At 62.0% G+C, this 16130-nt stretch carries 14 protein-coding genes and 1 other RNA gene; 9 read left to right on the top strand and 6 right to left on the bottom strand.

Annotated elements, in window-relative coordinates:
- Positions 1-74: 74 nt before the first annotated feature.
- The 3 genes from NKJ78_RS09470 to NKJ78_RS09460 all read right to left on the bottom strand — a co-directional run bounded on the left by NKJ78_RS09470 (position 75) and on the right by NKJ78_RS09460 (position 4637).
- Positions 75-1943: an extracellular solute-binding protein gene (locus NKJ78_RS09470; RefSeq protein WP_352459207.1), complete on the bottom strand. Its 1869-nt coding sequence runs from the start codon at positions 1941-1943 to the stop codon at positions 75-77.
- Entirely contained in the window at positions 1943-3820 is a 1878-nt protein-coding gene (locus tag NKJ78_RS09465) for an extracellular solute-binding protein (RefSeq protein WP_352459206.1), read from the bottom strand. The genes NKJ78_RS09470 and NKJ78_RS09465 overlap by 1 nt, the downstream gene beginning before the upstream one ends.
- 151 nt (positions 3821-3971) lie before the next feature.
- The gene (locus tag NKJ78_RS09460) at positions 3972-4637 is read right to left on the bottom strand and encodes a c-type cytochrome (RefSeq protein WP_023669512.1); all 666 of its coding nucleotides are present in this window, start codon (positions 4635-4637) and stop codon (positions 3972-3974) included.
- A 192-nt stretch (positions 4638-4829) separates the two neighbouring features.
- Here NKJ78_RS09460 and NKJ78_RS09455 point away from each other — a divergent pair, with 192 nt between their 5' ends.
- Together NKJ78_RS09455 and NKJ78_RS09450 are read left to right on the top strand one after the other, a co-directional pair.
- Positions 4830-5555 carry a 3-deoxy-manno-octulosonate cytidylyltransferase gene (locus tag NKJ78_RS09455; RefSeq protein ID WP_023669513.1) on the top strand — a complete coding sequence of 242 codons (726 nt, stop codon included), beginning with the start codon at positions 4830-4832 and terminating at the stop codon, positions 5553-5555.
- 23 nt (positions 5556-5578) lie between these two features.
- On the top strand, positions 5579-6442 hold the full coding sequence (locus NKJ78_RS09450; RefSeq protein ID WP_352459204.1) for a prephenate dehydratase: 864 nt from the start codon (positions 5579-5581) through the stop codon (positions 6440-6442).
- A 7-nt stretch (positions 6443-6449) separates the two neighbouring features.
- Here the strand turns inward: NKJ78_RS09450 and NKJ78_RS09445 are convergent, their stop codons facing one another.
- The 3 genes from NKJ78_RS09445 to NKJ78_RS09435 all read right to left on the bottom strand — a co-directional run bounded on the left by NKJ78_RS09445 (position 6450) and on the right by NKJ78_RS09435 (position 8226).
- Positions 6450-6755 (bottom strand): Dabb family protein, encoded by a 306-nt coding sequence (locus tag NKJ78_RS09445; RefSeq protein WP_023669515.1) that lies wholly within the window; start codon positions 6753-6755, stop codon positions 6450-6452.
- Positions 6756-6829: 74 nt separating this feature from the next.
- On the bottom strand, positions 6830-7771 hold the full coding sequence (gene nudC / locus NKJ78_RS09440; protein WP_023751922.1) for an NAD(+) diphosphatase: 942 nt from the start codon (positions 7769-7771) through the stop codon (positions 6830-6832).
- Between the two features lie 35 nt (positions 7772-7806).
- Complete coding sequence (locus NKJ78_RS09435; protein WP_023669517.1) at positions 7807-8226, bottom strand: HIT domain-containing protein; 420 nt, start codon at positions 8224-8226, stop codon at positions 7807-7809.
- Positions 8227-8383: 157 nt separating this feature from the next.
- Here NKJ78_RS09435 and ffs point away from each other — a divergent pair.
- The 7 genes from ffs to NKJ78_RS09400 all read left to right on the top strand — a co-directional run bounded on the left by ffs (position 8384) and on the right by NKJ78_RS09400 (position 16119).
- An RNA gene (gene ffs, locus NKJ78_RS09430) (signal recognition particle sRNA small type) lies at positions 8384-8480 on the top strand.
- 204 nt (positions 8481-8684) lie between these two features.
- The gene (locus NKJ78_RS09425; protein WP_352459203.1) at positions 8685-10496 is read left to right on the top strand and encodes a DNA polymerase III subunit gamma/tau; all 1812 of its coding nucleotides are present in this window, start codon (positions 8685-8687) and stop codon (positions 10494-10496) included.
- 31 nt (positions 10497-10527) lie between these two features.
- Positions 10528-10851, top strand: coding sequence for a YbaB/EbfC family nucleoid-associated protein (locus tag NKJ78_RS09420; RefSeq protein ID WP_023682030.1), 324 nt, complete (start codon positions 10528-10530; stop codon positions 10849-10851).
- A 218-nt stretch (positions 10852-11069) separates the two neighbouring features.
- The gene (locus NKJ78_RS09415; RefSeq protein ID WP_023688761.1) at positions 11070-12038 is read left to right on the top strand and encodes a cell wall hydrolase; all 969 of its coding nucleotides are present in this window, start codon (positions 11070-11072) and stop codon (positions 12036-12038) included.
- 97 nt (positions 12039-12135) lie between these two features.
- The gene (gene recR / locus NKJ78_RS09410; RefSeq protein WP_023696745.1) at positions 12136-12741 is read left to right on the top strand and encodes a recombination mediator RecR; all 606 of its coding nucleotides are present in this window, start codon (positions 12136-12138) and stop codon (positions 12739-12741) included.
- Between the two features lie 194 nt (positions 12742-12935).
- Positions 12936-14213, top strand: a complete 1278-nt coding sequence (locus NKJ78_RS09405) for a lytic murein transglycosylase (protein ID WP_352562424.1) — start codon at positions 12936-12938, stop codon at positions 14211-14213.
- Between the two features lie 262 nt (positions 14214-14475).
- Positions 14476-16119, top strand: coding sequence for an ABC transporter substrate-binding protein (locus NKJ78_RS09400; RefSeq protein ID WP_023738171.1), 1644 nt, complete (start codon positions 14476-14478; stop codon positions 16117-16119).
- Positions 16120-16130 lie beyond the last annotated feature (11 nt).

Here is a 16130-nt window from a genome sequence, read left to right as displayed (position 1 = left end):
TCGCCATTCGTGCTGCGCATGAAGTGCTCACCGACCCTCCCCACGAGGGGGAGGGTAAAGTGCCGCGCAACAGCCTACCCTTTGCCAATTTTTGCCGCCTTGCCCTTGTCGACCCACCACAGCGCTTCGACCGGGAAGTCGAAATCGGGTTTCCGCTCGGGAAAACCGAACATGTCCCAATAGGCGCTTCGATGATTCGCCAGGAACCAACTTGGAATCCAATCCCTCCGTGCACGCAAGACCCGGTCGAGCGCGCGCATGGCAATTGTCAGGCTTTCGCGACCCTCGGCGGCACCTGCGGCGTCAACCAGGGCGTCGATGGCCGGGCTCGACGTTCCCGGCAGATTGCGAGAGCCCGATACGGTAGCTGCTCGCGAATGGAAAATGGTTTCGAGGTCATCACGGGTTGGCGTCGCCGGAAACGAGGCCGCGACCGAGACGAGGTCGTAGTCGAACGAATTCTGCCGCAGCTGATATTGCGCGGCATCCACCAGCCGGATCGAGGCATCGATGCCGACCGCCTTCATGTTTTCGACCCAGGGCGAGTAGACCTGTTCGAAGACTTCGTCGTCGACAAGAAACTCTGCGGACAACCGACCACCCTTGTCGTTCACGACGAAATTGCCGGACCGTTTCCAGCCGGCCTCGGCCAGAAGCTTGGCCGCCTTGCCAAGCAACTGCCGGTCGCGGCCGGAGCCGTTCGACGCGTCCTGGATCACGGCTTCGCCAAAAGCCTCGGCGGGAATCTGCTCACGCAGCGGCTCAAGAAGAGCCAATTCTTGTGGCGACGGTCTGCCCTCGGCGCGAAATTCGGATTTCTCGAAGCAGGATTGCGAGCGCTCATAGGAACCGTAGAAGAAATTGCGCCGCGTCCATTCGAAGTCGAAGCAGAGCCCGATCGCCTGCCGCACGCGCGAGTCGCGAAACTGCTCGCGCCGCTGGTTGACGGCGGTGCCCTGCATCGAAGGCACCGTTTCGGCCGGGAATTCGTGCTTCACCACCTTGCCGGCAGTGAAGGCTGGGAAGTCGTAGCCGGTCGCCCAGACGCGCGAGGTGAATTCCTCCCTGTAGAGGATTTCTCCCTTCTTGAACGCTTCGAAGGCAACGCTACGGTCCTGATAGAACTCAACGCGGATCCGCTGAAAATTGTTCTGGCCGCGATTGACCGGCAGGTCGTTGCCCCAATAATCAGCCACACGCTCATATTCGATCCAGGCCCCTGCCGACCAGCGACCGACCTTGTAGGCGGCTGACCCCAACGGCGGGTTCATCTGCGAGGAATCGAACGGGTTGGCCGTGTAGAACGCCTTCGACAGGACCGGGAACTCGACCACGTTGAGGATGGTGCGGCTTGTCTGCTTGCCGGAAAACCTAAGCTGCAGTGTGTGGGCATCCACGGCAATCGCGTCATCCAGATGCGTTAGCGGCAGGGAATAGTACGGGTGCCCCTTGTCCTTCAGCAGCTTGAAGGTAGAGGCGGCGTCCTCAGCCGTCAGCGGCGTGCCGTCATGGAAACGGGCCTGCCGGCGCAGCGAGAAGGTGAAGTCGTTGCGGTCGTCGGAAATCGTCACGCCGTCAGCGATCAGCCCGTAAACGGCGTCAGGTTCGTCGTACGCTCTCACCATCAGTGAATCGAAGCACATCTCAGTGCGCTGGGGCGAATCGCCTTTGGGAACGAACGAATTCAGCGTGTTGAAGGTCAGCGGCGTCTGGTTGGCAAGCCAGTTGCGCGGCAGGAAGTTGAAGACGCCACCTTGCGGCGCATCGACATTGACATAGTCGAAATGAGTGAAGTCCGGCTTGTATTTGAGGTCGCCGAAAGCCGACAGTCCATGCAGTTTCACGCCGGTTGGGCTGGCGGCGAAAGCCTTGCCCGGCAGCAGCGCAGCAACGGCCGCGGCGCCACTGAGGGCCAGGAAATCGCGGCGAGGGAGCCCCGCCATCAATTGCTGCCCTTGTACTTGGCGGCCAGGGCCTTTTCCTTGTCCGCATCGATCCACCAGGAATCGATATCGGCGCCACGGTAGCCGGGCTGCTTTTCCGGGATGCCGAACTTGTTCCAGTAAGCCAGCCACACAACGGCGCGATAGTATTGCGGCACCACATAGTAATTCCACAGCAGCACGCGATCGAGCGCATGGGTGGTGGCGACGAGGTCATCGCGATCCGTGGCAAAAATGATGCGGTCGACAAGGGCGTCAACGACCGGGTTCTTGATGCCGGAATAATTGCGCGATGCCGGTGTGTCGGCGGCCTTGGAGCTCCAGAAATCGCGCTGCTCGTTGCCGGGCGATTCCGACTGTTGGAGCTGTCCTGTGATGACGTCGTAATCGAAATTTCTGACGCGGTTGGTGTACTGGCTCGGGTCGACGATGCGCAGTGTCGCATCGACGCCGATCTTGCGCAGATTGGCGATCCAGGGGCTGGAAATGACCTGGTCGGTTTCATTCGAGCCTAGGATTTCAAACTTGAATGGCTCGCCGGTCTTGGCGTTGACCATCTTGCCGCCCTTGATCACCCAGCCGGCCTGGGCGAACAGGTCGACCGCCTGCTTCAGATATTTGCGCTCCGCCTGCGGCGAATCGTAGACCGGCAACTTGAATTCCTGGGTGAATACTTCCGGCGGCAGCTTGTCGCGGTACTTCTCCAGGATCTCCAATTCCTTGCCTTGCGGCAAGCCGCTAGAGGCTAGGTCCGTGCCCTGGAAATAGCTGTGGGTGCGAGTGTTGAAACCGAAGAACAGCGTGCGGTTCATCGATTCGAAATCGAACGGGTAGGTGAGCGCGGCCCTGACCAGACGATCGGCAAACAACCTATGTCTCTGGTTGAGCATGAAAGCCTGCATCGGCTCGGGCGAGGTGGTCTTGAACTCCTGCTTGATCACATCGCCGGCCTTGATCGCCGCGAAATCATAAAATGTCGCCCAGCGCTTCGAGCTGTTTTCCGGCTTGATATCGTCGAGGCCACCTTTCTTGAACGCCTCCCAGGAGGCGTTGTCGTCAAGAATGTAGGTAAAGTGCTGCGTGTCGAAATTCTCCCGACCGATCTTCACAGCCAGCTTGGCGCCCCAATAGTCGGGGACGCGCTGCCAGACGATTTCCGACCCCGCCTTGAAGCTGGCGATCTTGTATGCAGCCGAGCCCAGCGGCGGCTCCAGCGTCCCCTTGGTGATGTCGCGCTTCTTGCCATTGGCGTCGGTGCCTTCCCACCAATGCTTGGGCAGCACGACAAGGTCGCCGAGGATCTTGGGCAGTTCGCGATTGCCCTTCTGGTCGAAGTGGAACTCGACCTCACGGTCCGAGACAGCGACGGCGTCGGTGACGTTTTCGAAATAGCGGCTGTACATCGGGCTGTTGGCCTTCAGCACCTGGAACGACCAGATCACGTCGTCGACTGTGATCGGCTGTCCGTCATGCCATTTCGCCCGCGGGTCGAGCCGGTAGGTGGCCGAGGAATAGTCGGTCGGGTACTTGTAGGCATCGGCGACGAGCGGGTGGCTGACGCTACCTTCGTCAGTCGCCTGGTCCATCAGCGTGTCGTAGAGCAGGCCGCCGCCAAATGGCTGCAGGCCGGCCGCCGGCGATCCCTGAACGATATAGGGATTGAAGCTGTCGAACGTGCCGGAAACGACCGAATTGTAGGTACCGCCCTTCGGTGCATCCGGATTCACATAATCGTAGCGCTGGAAGTTCTCGCCATATTTGGAGGGGCCGATCAGCGAAGAGGTGGTGTGCCATTCCTGGGGGAAGGCTGCCTGCAGGCCGCCTGCGAGGGCGCCCACAACCAGAAAGGACCTCAGAAGCGTTCGGCCAACCGTCATGCGTTCTCCTCGTCGCGATGCCCGGCAATCCTAAATGATTTGACGCCGGTGAAAACCGCCATGCGGCGGCTTTGTCGCCGCATATGCGATTTTCCTAACAAAAAGCCGGGCTGAACCCGGCTTTTTTGAGGTCATGGAGATGACAATTCGGTTATTTGGCGGGCGCCGGTGCCGGCGTCGCAGGGGCGGGAGCTGCACCTTCAGCCGGCTTGGCCGGAGCGGCACCCTCGGCCGGCTTGGCCGGCGCCGTTGCATCGGCGGCGGCACCTGGCGTCGGCAGCGGCTTCGGGCTATCCGACAGCGTGCGCAGATAGGCAATGACGTTGGCGCGGTCCTCGTCCTTCGGCAGGCCGGCAAAGCCCATCGCCGTGCCCTTCACGAATTTCTTCGGCGAGGTGATGAAGTGGTTGAGATTGTCATAGGTCCACTTCTCGGCGCCGCCCTTGGAAAACTCTTTCATGCCGGCCGAATAGGCAAAGCCCTCATGCTCGGCGACGGGGCGGTCGACGATGTCCCAGAGATCCGGGCCGACCTTGTTGGGGCCGCCTTTTTCGCCGGAATGGCAGGCCTGGCATTTCTTGAAGACGGCCGCACCTTGCTCGACATTGGCGGTGGCCAAAAGGTCGGCGATCGGCTTGGCCTCTGCCGCGGGTCCGGCGGCGCCGCCTTCGGCAGGCTCCGTCGCCTCGATGGCGAAGCCGGGCTTTTCCGGCGCCGGCGAGGCAAACAGGGCGTCGGACACCAAACCGACCGAGAAGACGACGAAACAGGTTCCAAGCAACCCGGCGAGCAGTTTGTTGACTTCGTTGGAATCCATACGCCCCAGGGCTCCCTTTTCCGGCGGACCTCTCCGTCCACTCCGTCCGTCGGTATCGTGACCCACCCCGTCGAGCCGGTCAAATCGGGCGGAAACTAGGTCTTTTGCTTGGGCGTTGCAACACCTATAAGGGCGCTTCCAGTGAGACCTTTTGCCACTTTCCCCATCCTCTTTCGAACGCGTTGCACCTCGATGTCCACGCTCATCCTGATCCCGGCCCGCATGGCCTCGACGCGCCTGCCGGGCAAGCCGCTGGCCGACATAGCCGGCGCGCCGATGATCGTCCATGTCGCCCGCCGCGCCGCTGAGGCTGGGCTTGGTCGGGTGGTGGTGGCAACCGACACGCGCAACGTGGCCGAAGCGGTGCGCGCGCACGGTTTCGAGGCGGTGATGACGCGCACCGACCATGAATCCGGCTCCGACCGTATCTTCGAGGCGCTGACCGCGCTCGACCCCGACCGCAAGGTCGAAACCATCGTCAATGTGCAGGGCGACCTGCCGACCATCGATCCCAAGATCATTGGTGCGGCGCTGAAACCGTTCGAGGACGCTGCGGTCGACATCGCCACGCTCGGCGTCGAGATCGTCCGCGACGAGGAAAAGGCCAACCCCAACGTCGTCAAGATCGTCGGTTCGCCGTTGTCGGCGACGCGGCTGAAGGCGCTCTATTTCACCCGCGCCACCGCGCCCTGGGGCGAGGGGCCGCTCTATCACCATGTCGGCCTCTACGCCTATCGGCGCTCAGCCCTCGAACGCTTCGTCGCGCTAAAACCGTCGCCGCTCGAACGGCGCGAGCGGCTGGAGCAGTTGCGGGCGGTGGAGGCCGGTATGCGCATCGATGCCGAGATCGTGCAATCGCTGCCGCTCGGCGTCGACACGCCGGAAGACCTCGAACGCGCCCGACAAATTCTTTCCTGAGACCTTCAACCTGAGATATCGGCATGCCTGACAAGACCAACAGAATATCCTTCCAGGGCGAACCGGGCGCCAATTCCGACACCGCCAGCCGCAACATGTTCCCTTCGATGGAGCCGTTGCCGTGCCCCACCTTCGAGGATGCCTTCAACGCGGTCGAGACCAACAAGGCCGACCTCGCCATGATCCCGATCGAAAACACCATCGCCGGCCGCGTCGCCGACATCCATCATCTCTTGCCGGAATCGAAACTCCACATCGTCGGCGAATATTTCCTGCCGATCCATTTCCAACTGATGGTGCTGCCCGGCGTCAAACGCGAAGAGATCAAGACCGTGCACAGCCATATCCATGCGCTGGGACAGTGCCGCAAATACATCCGCAAGAATGGCTGGAAGCCGGTGATTGCCGGCGACACGGCGGGTTCGGCGAAGCTGGTTTCCGAGCTCAAGGACCGCAGCATGGCCTCGCTGGCGCCTGCGCTCGCCGCAGAACTCTATGGCCTCGACATCATCGAGAAGAATGTCGAGGACACGGACTCGAATGTCACCCGCTTCGTCGTCCTGACCAAGGACAAGCGATTGGCCGAACGGCCCTCGGCCGACACCAAGATGATGACGACCTTCATGTTCCGTGTCCGCAACGTGCCGGCTGCGCTCTACAAGGCAATGGGCGGTTTCGCCACGAACGGCGTCAACATGACGAAGCTGGAGAGCTATCAGTTGGGCGCCTTCACCGCGACGCTGTTCTACGCCGATATCGAGGGCCATCCCGACGATCCGCTGGTCAAGCTGGCGCTGGACGAACTGCGCTTCTTCTCGCGCGAAGTGCGCATTCTGGGCGTCTATCCCGCCAGTGAGTCGCGCGAGCAGTGGAAGGTCGCGGACTAAGGTTCCCCTAAACCAGCAGGGTCAGCGGCACATAGTCGATTTCCATGAAGGTTTCGACTTCCGGGATCCAGCGGTCACGCACGAAGGCGACGTGGTCCGGGTGCTCATTGTATCTGGTGTAGGCGGCCTGATCGACGAACTCCATCGAGAAGCCGAAGTGATAGTCGTTCTTCGGGCTGACTTGCCGCAGCGGCTCGAAATGGGTGACGCCCTTGATTGCGCTGAGGATGCGCTTGGCATCGGAGAGGAACCGCTTTTCCTCCAGCGAGTACTGCGGGTGCTTCAGGGTGAAAACCACGGTGTGACGGATCATTTTTTGCTCCCGTTAAGCATTCCAGGAAAAGTGTGAAGCGGTTTTCCGTCCGGAATTGCGTAAAATAACAACTCTTATTCGCTGTCGACCCAGGCGCGGATCAGATGATGCGCGATCGCGCCTTTCGGCGGCGTGACCAGATTGTCCTTGTGCGTCCTCTCCAGCATGGAACGCACCTCGTCGCGAAAAAACCAGCGGCAATCTTCCAACTCGTTGAGATCGGCCTGGATGTCGTCACTGAGCGGTTCGCCGAAACAGCCGATCATCAGCGAATAGGGGAACGGCCAGGGTTGGCTGGCATGGTAGACAACGCGGCCGAGCCGGATGCCGGCTTCCTCCAGCGTTTCGCGGCGCACCGCCGCCTCGATCGTCTCGCCCGGCTCGATGAAGCCGGCAAGCGCCGAGTACATGCCGGGCCCGAAATGCCGGCCGCGGCCGAGCAGGCATTTTTCCCGCGTCGCCGTCAGCATAATCGCCACCGGATCGGTGCGTGGAAAGTGCTCGGTGCCGCAATTTGGGCAATGGCGCTTGTAGCCGCCGGCCCGCATTTGCGATTCATGGCCGCATTTGCTGCAGAAGCGATGGGTGGCATGCCAGGCAAGCAGGGCGGCGCCTTGCGCCAGCGCGCCCGCTGCCGCCTCGTCGATCAGCCCCTGCATATAGACCGAGCGATAATCGATCGCCTTCATGGTCTCCGGCAGCTGTTCGGGATCGAGGCCGACCGGCACGGCAAGTACCGGGCCGCTCTCGGCAAAGCCAAGCAGCACGCCTTGTGCGAGTGATGGCTGCAGCTTCTGGCTCTCAGCCAGATCGAACCAAGGGTCGAAGCTGCCATCGTGCAATTTCAGATACAGCCGTCCGCCATGCATCGGCAGAAGACGTGCCGAGGGATCGGCCAACGCCCTTTCGACGGAATCGTCGGCGCGGTTCTCGGATTGCCGATCAATCGTGTTTCCGGCGAAGCCGACGAACTGGCTCGGTTCGCGCAAGGGCGCGTCAAAAAGGCGAAGGGTCATGGAAGCTCGAACGTCTAGGGATGGACACAGGCGGCTTATAGCGCCGCCTTGATCTGTTGCGCAAACTGGCGGATGCCTGAACGCTCATAGGGCTCGCGCATGCCGTGCCCCCACACCGGCCCCGGCCAGCCCGGATCGCCTTCCGAGCGGGCGATGACGTGGACATGCAATTGCCGAACGATGTTGCCGAGCGCGCCGGTGTTGATCTTGGTGCAGCTCGTGGTTCTTTTCAGCGCCTGCGCCACCATGTTGGTTTCGAAGGTCAACATCGCCTGGTCGAGCGGCGTCATGTCGTGGATTTCTTCGGCCCCCGGCCGCTGCGGCACCAGGACCAGCCATGGCCAGCGGCTATCGTTCATCACCCTGAGCTCGCACAGGCCGAGCCACATCAGCTGCTCGCTATCCGCCTCCAGCCTGGAGTCGAGCGTGAATCCGGCCTTGAGGCCCGGTAGCATTGGCGTTTCCCTTGCGCTTCTCGCATTATTCCCAAACTCATCACGCTAGAGCGGCTGCACGGGGGCTGCAAGCGATTCATTGAGCGGCGGAGTTCACGGGCATCCGATTCTCAATGCACCCTTGCATTTGATCGCTGAATTGCCGATATGGAACGCGGGAGGTTGGTGGTGGACGATCCACTCGCCAACCGGGTCAGGTCCGGAAGGAAGCAGCCCTAACGAGCCCGGAACGGGTCATTGTTCCAGCCTCCCACCTCATCGGCCCCTCTCGCGACATTGACGACGCATTGCAGCGCGGGCGAGACTATTGGAGCAATTCCAGGGAAAGTGTGAGCGGTTTCCCGTCCGGAATTGCGTTAAAGCAAAGGGTAGAGCGGTTTGCCGTTTCAGAAAACGGTGAAACGATCTAGCAGGAATCGGCTACGCTGAGACGCGGCCTTTTGGAGCTTTACGGGCGAATGAGCGAAGCCGGAAATTCGGACCCCGAAAACCTGGAGAAGCAAAAGGCCGTCGCCTATCGCGTGCTGGCGCGCAAATATCGTCCGTCGAATTTCTCCGAACTGATCGGCCAGGAGCCGATGGTCCGCACTTTGACCAACGCTTTCTCCACAGGCCGCATCGCCCAGGCCTGGATGCTGACCGGCGTGCGCGGCGTCGGTAAGACCACGACGGCGCGCATCCTGGCGCGGGCGCTCAACTACAAGACGCCGACGGTCGACCATCCCTCGGTCGACCTCGCCCTCCTGGGCGAGCACTGCCAGGCGATCATGGAAGGCCGCCATGTCGACGTCATCGAGATGGACGCCGCGTCGCATACCGGCATCGACGACATCAGGGACATTATCGAGCGCGTGCGCTATGCCCCGGTGTCGGCGCGCTACAAAGTCTACATCATCGACGAAGTGCACATGCTCTCCACCCAGGCCTTCAACGGCCTGTTGAAGACGCTGGAAGAACCGCCGCCGCACGTCAAATTCATCTTTGCCACCACCGAAATCCGCAAAGTGCCGATCACCGTGCTGTCGCGCTGCCAGCGTTTCGACCTGAGACGCATCGATGCCGGCGCACTGGTCGCGCACCTCTCCTCGATTGCCGGCAAGGAAGGCATATCGGTCGACGACGACGCGCTGGCGATGATCGCGCGCGCCGCCGAAGGCTCGGCCCGCGATTCGCTCTCCATCCTCGACCAGGCGATCGCCCATGGCGGCGGCGCCGTCAGCGCCGAAGCGGTGCGCGCCATGCTGGGTCTCGCCGACCGCGCCCGCATCGTCGACCTGTTCGAACATGTCATGAAGGGCGATGTGGCGGCCGCCCTTGCCGAATTCCGCAACCAGTACGACACCGGCGCCGATCCGACTGCCGTGCTGACCGATCTGGCCGAATTCAACCACCTCGTCACCCGGCTGCGCTTCGTGCCGACGGCTGCCGACGACGCTTCCCTGTCCGAGGATGAGCGCCGCCGCGGCGCCGACTTCGCCAGCACGCTGTCGGTCAAGGTTCTGTCGCGAACCTGGCAGATGCTCTTGAAAGGCATTCCCGAGGTGCAGTCATCCAACCGACCGGTCAGCGCCGGCGAGATGGTGCTGATCCGGCTGGCGCATGCCGCCGACCTGCCGACGCTGGACGAGGCGCTGAAATCTCTAGAGAGCGGCGCTCCGGCGTCCGGTGGTGTTTCACGCCCGAATGGTGCGCCGGTAAATGCCGGCAATGGCGGCGGCGCCAGCGCGGTAGCGCAGACCCGGATGCCGTCCGGGCCAGCCGGTGCGCAAACCATGCGATTGGTCGACGCGCCCCCGGTCGCCTTTGTCGCGCCTCCGCAGCCGGTCGTCGAGCCGCAATCGCCGCCGCTGAAATCGCTGGCCGATATTGTCGCTCTTGCCGACGCGCAGCGTGACATCGCCTTCAAGGTGCTGGTCAAGAGCTGTATTCGCCTGGTGCGCATCGAGCCCGGCCGTATCGACGTCGGCCTGACCGCCGATGCGCCCAAGATGCTGCTCAACGACTTGACGACGAAGCTGCGGGCCTGGACCGGCCGCAACTGGCTGGTGTCATTGTCGAAGGAAGAGGGCGGCCAGACGTTAGCCGAGATGGAATCGACCAGGCGCGAGACCGCTTTCTCCGACGCGAAAAGCGATCCGGCGGTGGCCGCCATCCTCGCGCGCTTTCCCGGCGCCAAGATCATCGACGTGCGCATTCCCGACGCGCCGGAAGTCGACACCGACAAGGCCGAAGCGCCGGTCGAGCCGCCGTCCGACGACGACGAAACCTGACCATAGCCACGAATCCGCAAAGGACCCGACCATGAAAGATCTTCTCAGCCTGATGGGCAAGGCGAAGGAAATGCAGGCCAAGTTCCAGGCCATGCAGGACGAGATCGCGACGATTGAAGCAAGCGGGCAGGCGGGCGGCGGGCTGGTCAATGTCACGCTGACCGGCAAGTTCGAAATGAAGTCGCTGAAGATCGATCCGTCGCTGTTCAAGGAGGACGAGGTCGAGATTCTCGAAGACCTGCTGCTGGCCGCTCACAATGACGCCAAAAATAAGGTCGAGCAGATTATGCAGGAGAAGACCAAGGCGCTGACGGCAGGCTTGCCGATCCCGCCCGGAATGAAATTGCCGTTCTGAGCCGGCTCCAACCAGTTAATTGATTATGAAGGGAAATCGGCTGCGGAGGCTGTTGTTAAGACTTTCTCCGGCTTTGCTCACGCGGACATATCCGGGCATTTATAAAGTTTTACCTATGCTGCACGAAAGCTAATCCTTTAGCCATCTTTTTGCCTTTAAGAGTCTCATTCTTGCCACATCTCGGGGCGGGCTGGCATCTGGACAATGAGGCATTTTTGTTGATCGCGACGCGATGGAAGACGCCGCTTTTGCTCGGCATCATCTTCTCTCCTATGTTCCTGGCCGGTTGCAGCCAGACCACGTCTTCGCACGGCCTGTCGGTCGCCAGCCTGACCGACGCCATCACGCCCAGCTTCCTTTCGACGCGCGCCTACCGCAACACGCCGAAGGAGAAGGAATGCCTGGAGCGGGCGATGTTCTTCGAGTCCAACCGCTCGAGCCGTGACGGCATGATCGCCGTCGGCACGGTGGTGATGAACCGGCTGCGCTCCGGCAATCATGGCAGCACCATTTGCCAAGTGGTTGGCGAACCGGGCCAGTTCGCGCCCGGCGTGATGACGCGGGCGATGAATTCGAAAGCGATGCCCGATGTCGAGGAGGCCGCCGATGCGGTGCTCAAGGGCGAGCGCAAGGCCAAGCTGAAGAACACGATGTACTTCCACACCGCCGGCCTGAGGTTCCCCTACAAGAACATGCATTACACCATGGTTGCCGGCGGCAACGCCTTCTACGAGAAGCGCGGCCGCAACTGGCAGCCGCTGCCGGATGAATCCACGACCATGGTTGCCTCGGGGACGCCGCGCGCGCCTGTGCCTGAAGCGCCGGTGCAGGTTGCCTACGCCGAGCCGGTGGTGAAGACCATTGTCCGTCCAGATCCTGCCAAGCAGGCCGCGGCGGTTCGCGCAGCCAAGGCGACACGTGCCCCGGCCGAGCAGACCTATGTGACGGCTTTCGCGGCGCCCGCCAAGAGCGCCCGCGTCGCCGCCAAGCAGACGGAGGTGGCGATGCAGGAGCCGATGGCCGAGCCGGATGCCTCGCGTTTCGGCGGCACGCTGAACGCCCGCTACATCACCTCGGTTCCATCGGCGACGCAGGAAGCGTCGATGGGCTTCCAGTCGACGCCTGAGAACACCGACGCTATCGGCGCAATGATCGTCGATCAAACCCGGCCGCTCTCAGCCTACTGACGCCCAGAACATTTTCCGAGCCCGCCATGGCAGCATGGCGGGCTCGGTGCGTATGCGGCATGTTTCAAAGCGCGCGGAAAAATCCTAGATCAGTGCGATGTCGAAGCGAATCGCCGGTCCCGAGATCGAACGCCTGATCCAGCTCCTGGCCAAGGTCCCGGGACTAGGGCCGCGTTCGGCCAGGCGTGCGGCACTGCACCTCATCAAGAAGAAGGAGCAGCTTTTGTCGCCGCTCGCCGCCGCCATGGCTGAAGCCGCCGACAAGGTGCGCATCTGCACGACCTGCGGCAATGTCGATACCTCCGACCCTTGCATGATCTGCACCGATCCGCGCCGCGATGCCTCGACGCTGATCGTCGTCGAGGATGTCTCCGACCTCTGGGCGCTGGAGCGGGCGGCGGCCATGAATGTGCGCTACCACGTGCTCGGCGGCACGCTATCGCCGCTCGACGGCATCGGCCCCGACCAGCTCAATGTCCGCTCGCTGGTCGACCGCGTCGCCGGCGGCGAGGTGAAGGAGGTGATCCTCGCCGTCAACGCCACGGTCGAGGGCCAGACGACGGCGCATTATCTCACCGACCAGCTCTCGGGTTTCGAGATCAAGGTCACCAGGCTTGCGCATGGCGTGCCGGTCGGCGGCGAACTCGACTATCTGGATGAGGGGACGCTGGCGGCGGCCTTGCGCTCGCGGACGGCGTTTTGACGCAATTGGCGGGCAGGATGTGCGACATGAAAGCTTCGCATTCTTCGAGGTTTGCGCCAAACACCCCCCTCTGTCCTGCCGGACATCTCCCCCTCAAGGGGGGAGATCAGCAGCTTCTCGGGCGGCATTCTTCTTTCAACGCTGGTGGTTGGCGAAAACCGAAGCGACAGCCAATCTCCCCCGTTGAGGGGGAGATGTCCGGCAGGACAGAGGGGGGCGCGACAGAACGCGGATCTTTCGGATTGGCGCTCGTTGCGCTCCTCGCATCCCTTGTTGCCCTGCTTTTCGTAGCCCCCGCCTCCGCCGCCAAAATCGACGACCAGTTCCGCGCCTGGCTGCAAACCGGTCTCTGGCCGCAAGCCCAGACCAAAGGCATCTCCAAATCCACCTTCGACGCCGCTTTCGACGGCGTGAAGCCGAACCTCAAACTGCCCGACCTCGTCCTGCCCGGCGAAAAGCCCAACACGCCGCAGAAGCAGCATCAGGCGGAGTTCGGTTCGCCCGGCGCCTATTTCGCCGAAAAGACGGTGCGCGCCGTCACGTCAGGTGGGCGCACGCGCGAGGCGGCCAACGCCAAGACGCTGGCTGCGATCGAAAAGCGCTACGGTGTCCCGGGCGAGATACTGTTGGCGATCTGGGGCCGCGAGACCGGCTTCGGCGCGGCGAAAATGCCCTACGACGCCTTCGAGGTGCTCGGCACCAAGGCATTCATGTCGACCAAGAAGGACTTCTCCCGCACCGAGGTGCTGGCGGCGCTCGAGATCGTCGAGCATGGGTTGGCGCCGGTCGGCGCCATGAAATCGTCCTGGGCCGGCGCGCTCGGCCAGCCGCAATTCATGCCGACCTCGTTCCTGAAGCACGCCGTCGACTACGACGGTGACGGCCACCCCGACATCTGGAATTCGACGCCGGATGTGCTGGCCTCGATCGCCAACTATCTCGTCCACTATGGCTGGGTGAAGGGGCGTGGCTGGGGCTTCGAGGTGACGGTGCCGGAAAGCGTTTCCTGCTCGCTCGAAGGTCCCGACCAGGGCAAGAAAATCTCAGCCTGGGCGGCGATGGGAATCAGCCGCGTCGGCGGCAAAGCCTTTCCGGCCGGCGAACTGAAAGCGGAAGGATTCCTTTTGATGCCGGCCGGACGCAGCGGCCCCGCCTTCATCGCCACGCCCAATTTCTACGTGCTGAAACAGTACAACACCAGCGACCTGTACGCCCTGTTCATCGGCCATGGCGCTGACCGCATCGCCCATGGCGATGCTGATTTCGTCGGCAGCTGGGGTGCGGTTGGCGGCCTGCATCGTTCCGACATCGCCGCGCTGCAACGGGCGCTGGAGGCCAAGGGCTACGATATCGGCAGCGCCGACGGCCTGCCCGGCTTCAAGACCCGCCGCTCGATCGGCAGCTGGCAGGAAAAGAATGGCCGCCCCGCCACCTGCTTCCCCGACGCCGATCTGGTTGCTGCCATCAAGTAACACCGAAAAGAGCAGATTTTTCCCCATCGGCGGCTGCAATTGGCTCGCCCATGCTTCGACGCGCACAGCATATTCCGGTCCAGTATGCCGGCTCGCAAAATGCCCGTTGCCGGTTGGAGGGCTGCCGGATAGGGTGTTGACCAACTGGAAAAAAATCAACACGGTATGGGTCTAACGGTCGTCCTCCGGCCGCGAAAAAAATTACTGCAGCCCTGAGCCGGGAACTCGGGGTCAACAATCAACAAAACAGGGAACAATCATCATGATGATGGAAAAGTTTGCTCTACGTTCGCGCGTCTGGCTCGCAGGTGCTGCCATGTCCGCTCTGCTCATTGGCGTTGCGCCCGCCTTCGCCGTGACGCCCGCCGACACGCTGGTCGAAGGTTTCGCCATCGACGACATCATCTCCATGGATCCGGGCGAGGCGTTCGAACTGTCGACCGCCGAAGTCACCGGCAACACCTATGATCTACTGGTCCGCCTCGACCTCAGCGACACCTCCAAGGTCAAGGGCGACCTTGCCGAGAGCTGGACCGTTTCCGACGACGGTCTGGTCTATACGTTCAAGCTCAAGCCCGGCCTAAAGTTCGCTTCGGGCAATCCACTGACCGCGGCCGATGTCGCCTATTCCTTCGAGCGCGCCATCAAGCTGGACAAGCCGCCGGCATTCATCATCAACCAGTTCGGCATCAACGGCGACAATGTTGCCGACAAGGCCAAGGCCGTCGACGATACCACCTTCCAATTCACCGTCGACAAAGCCTATGCGCCGAGCTTCGTGTTAAACTGCCTGTCGGCAACGGTCGCTTCGGTCGTCGACGCAAAGCTGGTCAAGGAACATGTCGCCGCGGTGACACCGAGTGCCGACTACAAATGGGACAACGATTTCGGCAACGCCTTCCTGAAGACCGGTTATGCCGGCTCCGGCGCCTACAAGCTGCGCGAATGGCGGGCCAATGAGGTCGTCGTGCTCGAGCGCAACGACAATTACAATGGCGAGAAGGCCAAGCTCGCCCGCGTCATCTACCGCAACATGAAGGAGAGCTCGGCGCAGCGCCTGGCGCTCGAAGCAGGCGACATCGACGTTGCCCGCAACCTCGAGCCGAACGATCTCGACGCCATCGCCAAGAATGCCGATCTCACCACGACCAGCGCGCCGAAGGGCACGGTCTTTTACATCAGTCTCAACCAGAAGAATCCGAACCTCGCCAAGCCCGAGGTTCGCCAGGCGTTCAAATATCTGGTCGACTACGATGCGCTGAGCACGACCATCCTCAAGGGCATTGGCGAGATCCACCAGACCTTCCTGCCCAAGGGCGTGCTGGGCGAACTGGACGAAAATCCGTTCAAGTTCGACGTCGCCAAGGCCAAGGAACTGCTGACCAAGGCCGGCCTGGCCGACGGCTTCAGCGTAACCATGGATGTACGCACGGGACAGCCGACAACGGGCATGGCAGAATCGATCCAGCAGACGCTTGGCCAGGCCGGCATCAAGCTGGAAATCATCCCCGGCGACGGCAAGCAGACGCTGACCAAATACCGCGCCCGCAATCACGACATCTATATCGGCCAGTGGGGCCAGGATTATTTCGATCCGAACTCCAACGCCCAGACCTTTGCCTCAAACCCGGACAATTCGGATGAAGGCAAGACGAAGACGCTGGCCTGGCGCAATGCCTGGGACATTCCGGACCTGACAAAGCAGACCGAAGCAGCCTTGCTGGAGAAGGATGCCGGCAAGCGCGCCGATATGTACAAGAGCCTTGAAAAGACGATCCTCGACACCAGCCCCTTCGTCATCATCCACCAGCAATTGGAAGTGGCAGGCCTGCGCAAAAACCTGAAAGGCTTTGCGCTCGGCCCGAGCTTCGACACCAACTTTGTCGGCCCGGTCTCCAAGGAATAGCGCCGGCGGAC

Origin of the sequence: Mesorhizobium sp. M0037 (assembly GCF_040323635.1) — a bacterium.
Taxonomy (GTDB): domain Bacteria; phylum Pseudomonadota; class Alphaproteobacteria; order Rhizobiales; family Rhizobiaceae; genus Mesorhizobium.
The sequence above is the reverse complement of the archived record's forward strand: the minus strand, read 5'-3'. Positions and strand labels throughout refer to the sequence as shown.

Excerpts from the sequence above, each read along its gene's own strand:
- NKJ78_RS09470 (WP_352459207.1), bottom strand. The coding sequence starts at position 1,943 with ATGGCGGGGCTCCCTCGCCGCGATTTCCTGGCCCTCAGTGGCGCCGCG.
- NKJ78_RS09465 (WP_352459206.1), bottom strand. The coding sequence starts at position 3,820 with ATGACGGTTGGCCGAACGCTTCTGAGGTCCTTTCTGGTTGTGGGCGCC.
- NKJ78_RS09460 (WP_023669512.1), bottom strand. The coding sequence starts at position 4,637 with ATGGATTCCAACGAAGTCAACAAACTGCTCGCCGGGTTGCTTGGAACC.
- NKJ78_RS09455 (WP_023669513.1), top strand. The coding sequence starts at position 4,830 with ATGTCCACGCTCATCCTGATCCCGGCCCGCATGGCCTCGACGCGCCTG.
- NKJ78_RS09450 (WP_352459204.1), top strand. The coding sequence starts at position 5,579 with ATGCCTGACAAGACCAACAGAATATCCTTCCAGGGCGAACCGGGCGCC.
- NKJ78_RS09445 (WP_023669515.1), bottom strand. The coding sequence starts at position 6,755 with ATGATCCGTCACACCGTGGTTTTCACCCTGAAGCACCCGCAGTACTCG.
- nudC (WP_023751922.1), bottom strand. The coding sequence starts at position 7,771 with ATGACCCTTCGCCTTTTTGACGCGCCCTTGCGCGAACCGAGCCAGTTC.
- NKJ78_RS09435 (WP_023669517.1), bottom strand. The coding sequence starts at position 8,226 with ATGCTACCGGGCCTCAAGGCCGGATTCACGCTCGACTCCAGGCTGGAG.
- NKJ78_RS09425 (WP_352459203.1), top strand. The coding sequence starts at position 8,685 with ATGAGCGAAGCCGGAAATTCGGACCCCGAAAACCTGGAGAAGCAAAAG.
- NKJ78_RS09420 (WP_023682030.1), top strand. The coding sequence starts at position 10,528 with ATGAAAGATCTTCTCAGCCTGATGGGCAAGGCGAAGGAAATGCAGGCC.
- recR (WP_023696745.1), top strand. The coding sequence starts at position 12,136 with ATGTCGAAGCGAATCGCCGGTCCCGAGATCGAACGCCTGATCCAGCTC.
- NKJ78_RS09405 (WP_352562424.1), top strand. The coding sequence starts at position 12,936 with ATGTCCGGCAGGACAGAGGGGGGCGCGACAGAACGCGGATCTTTCGGA.
- NKJ78_RS09400 (WP_023738171.1), top strand. The coding sequence starts at position 14,476 with ATGATGATGGAAAAGTTTGCTCTACGTTCGCGCGTCTGGCTCGCAGGT.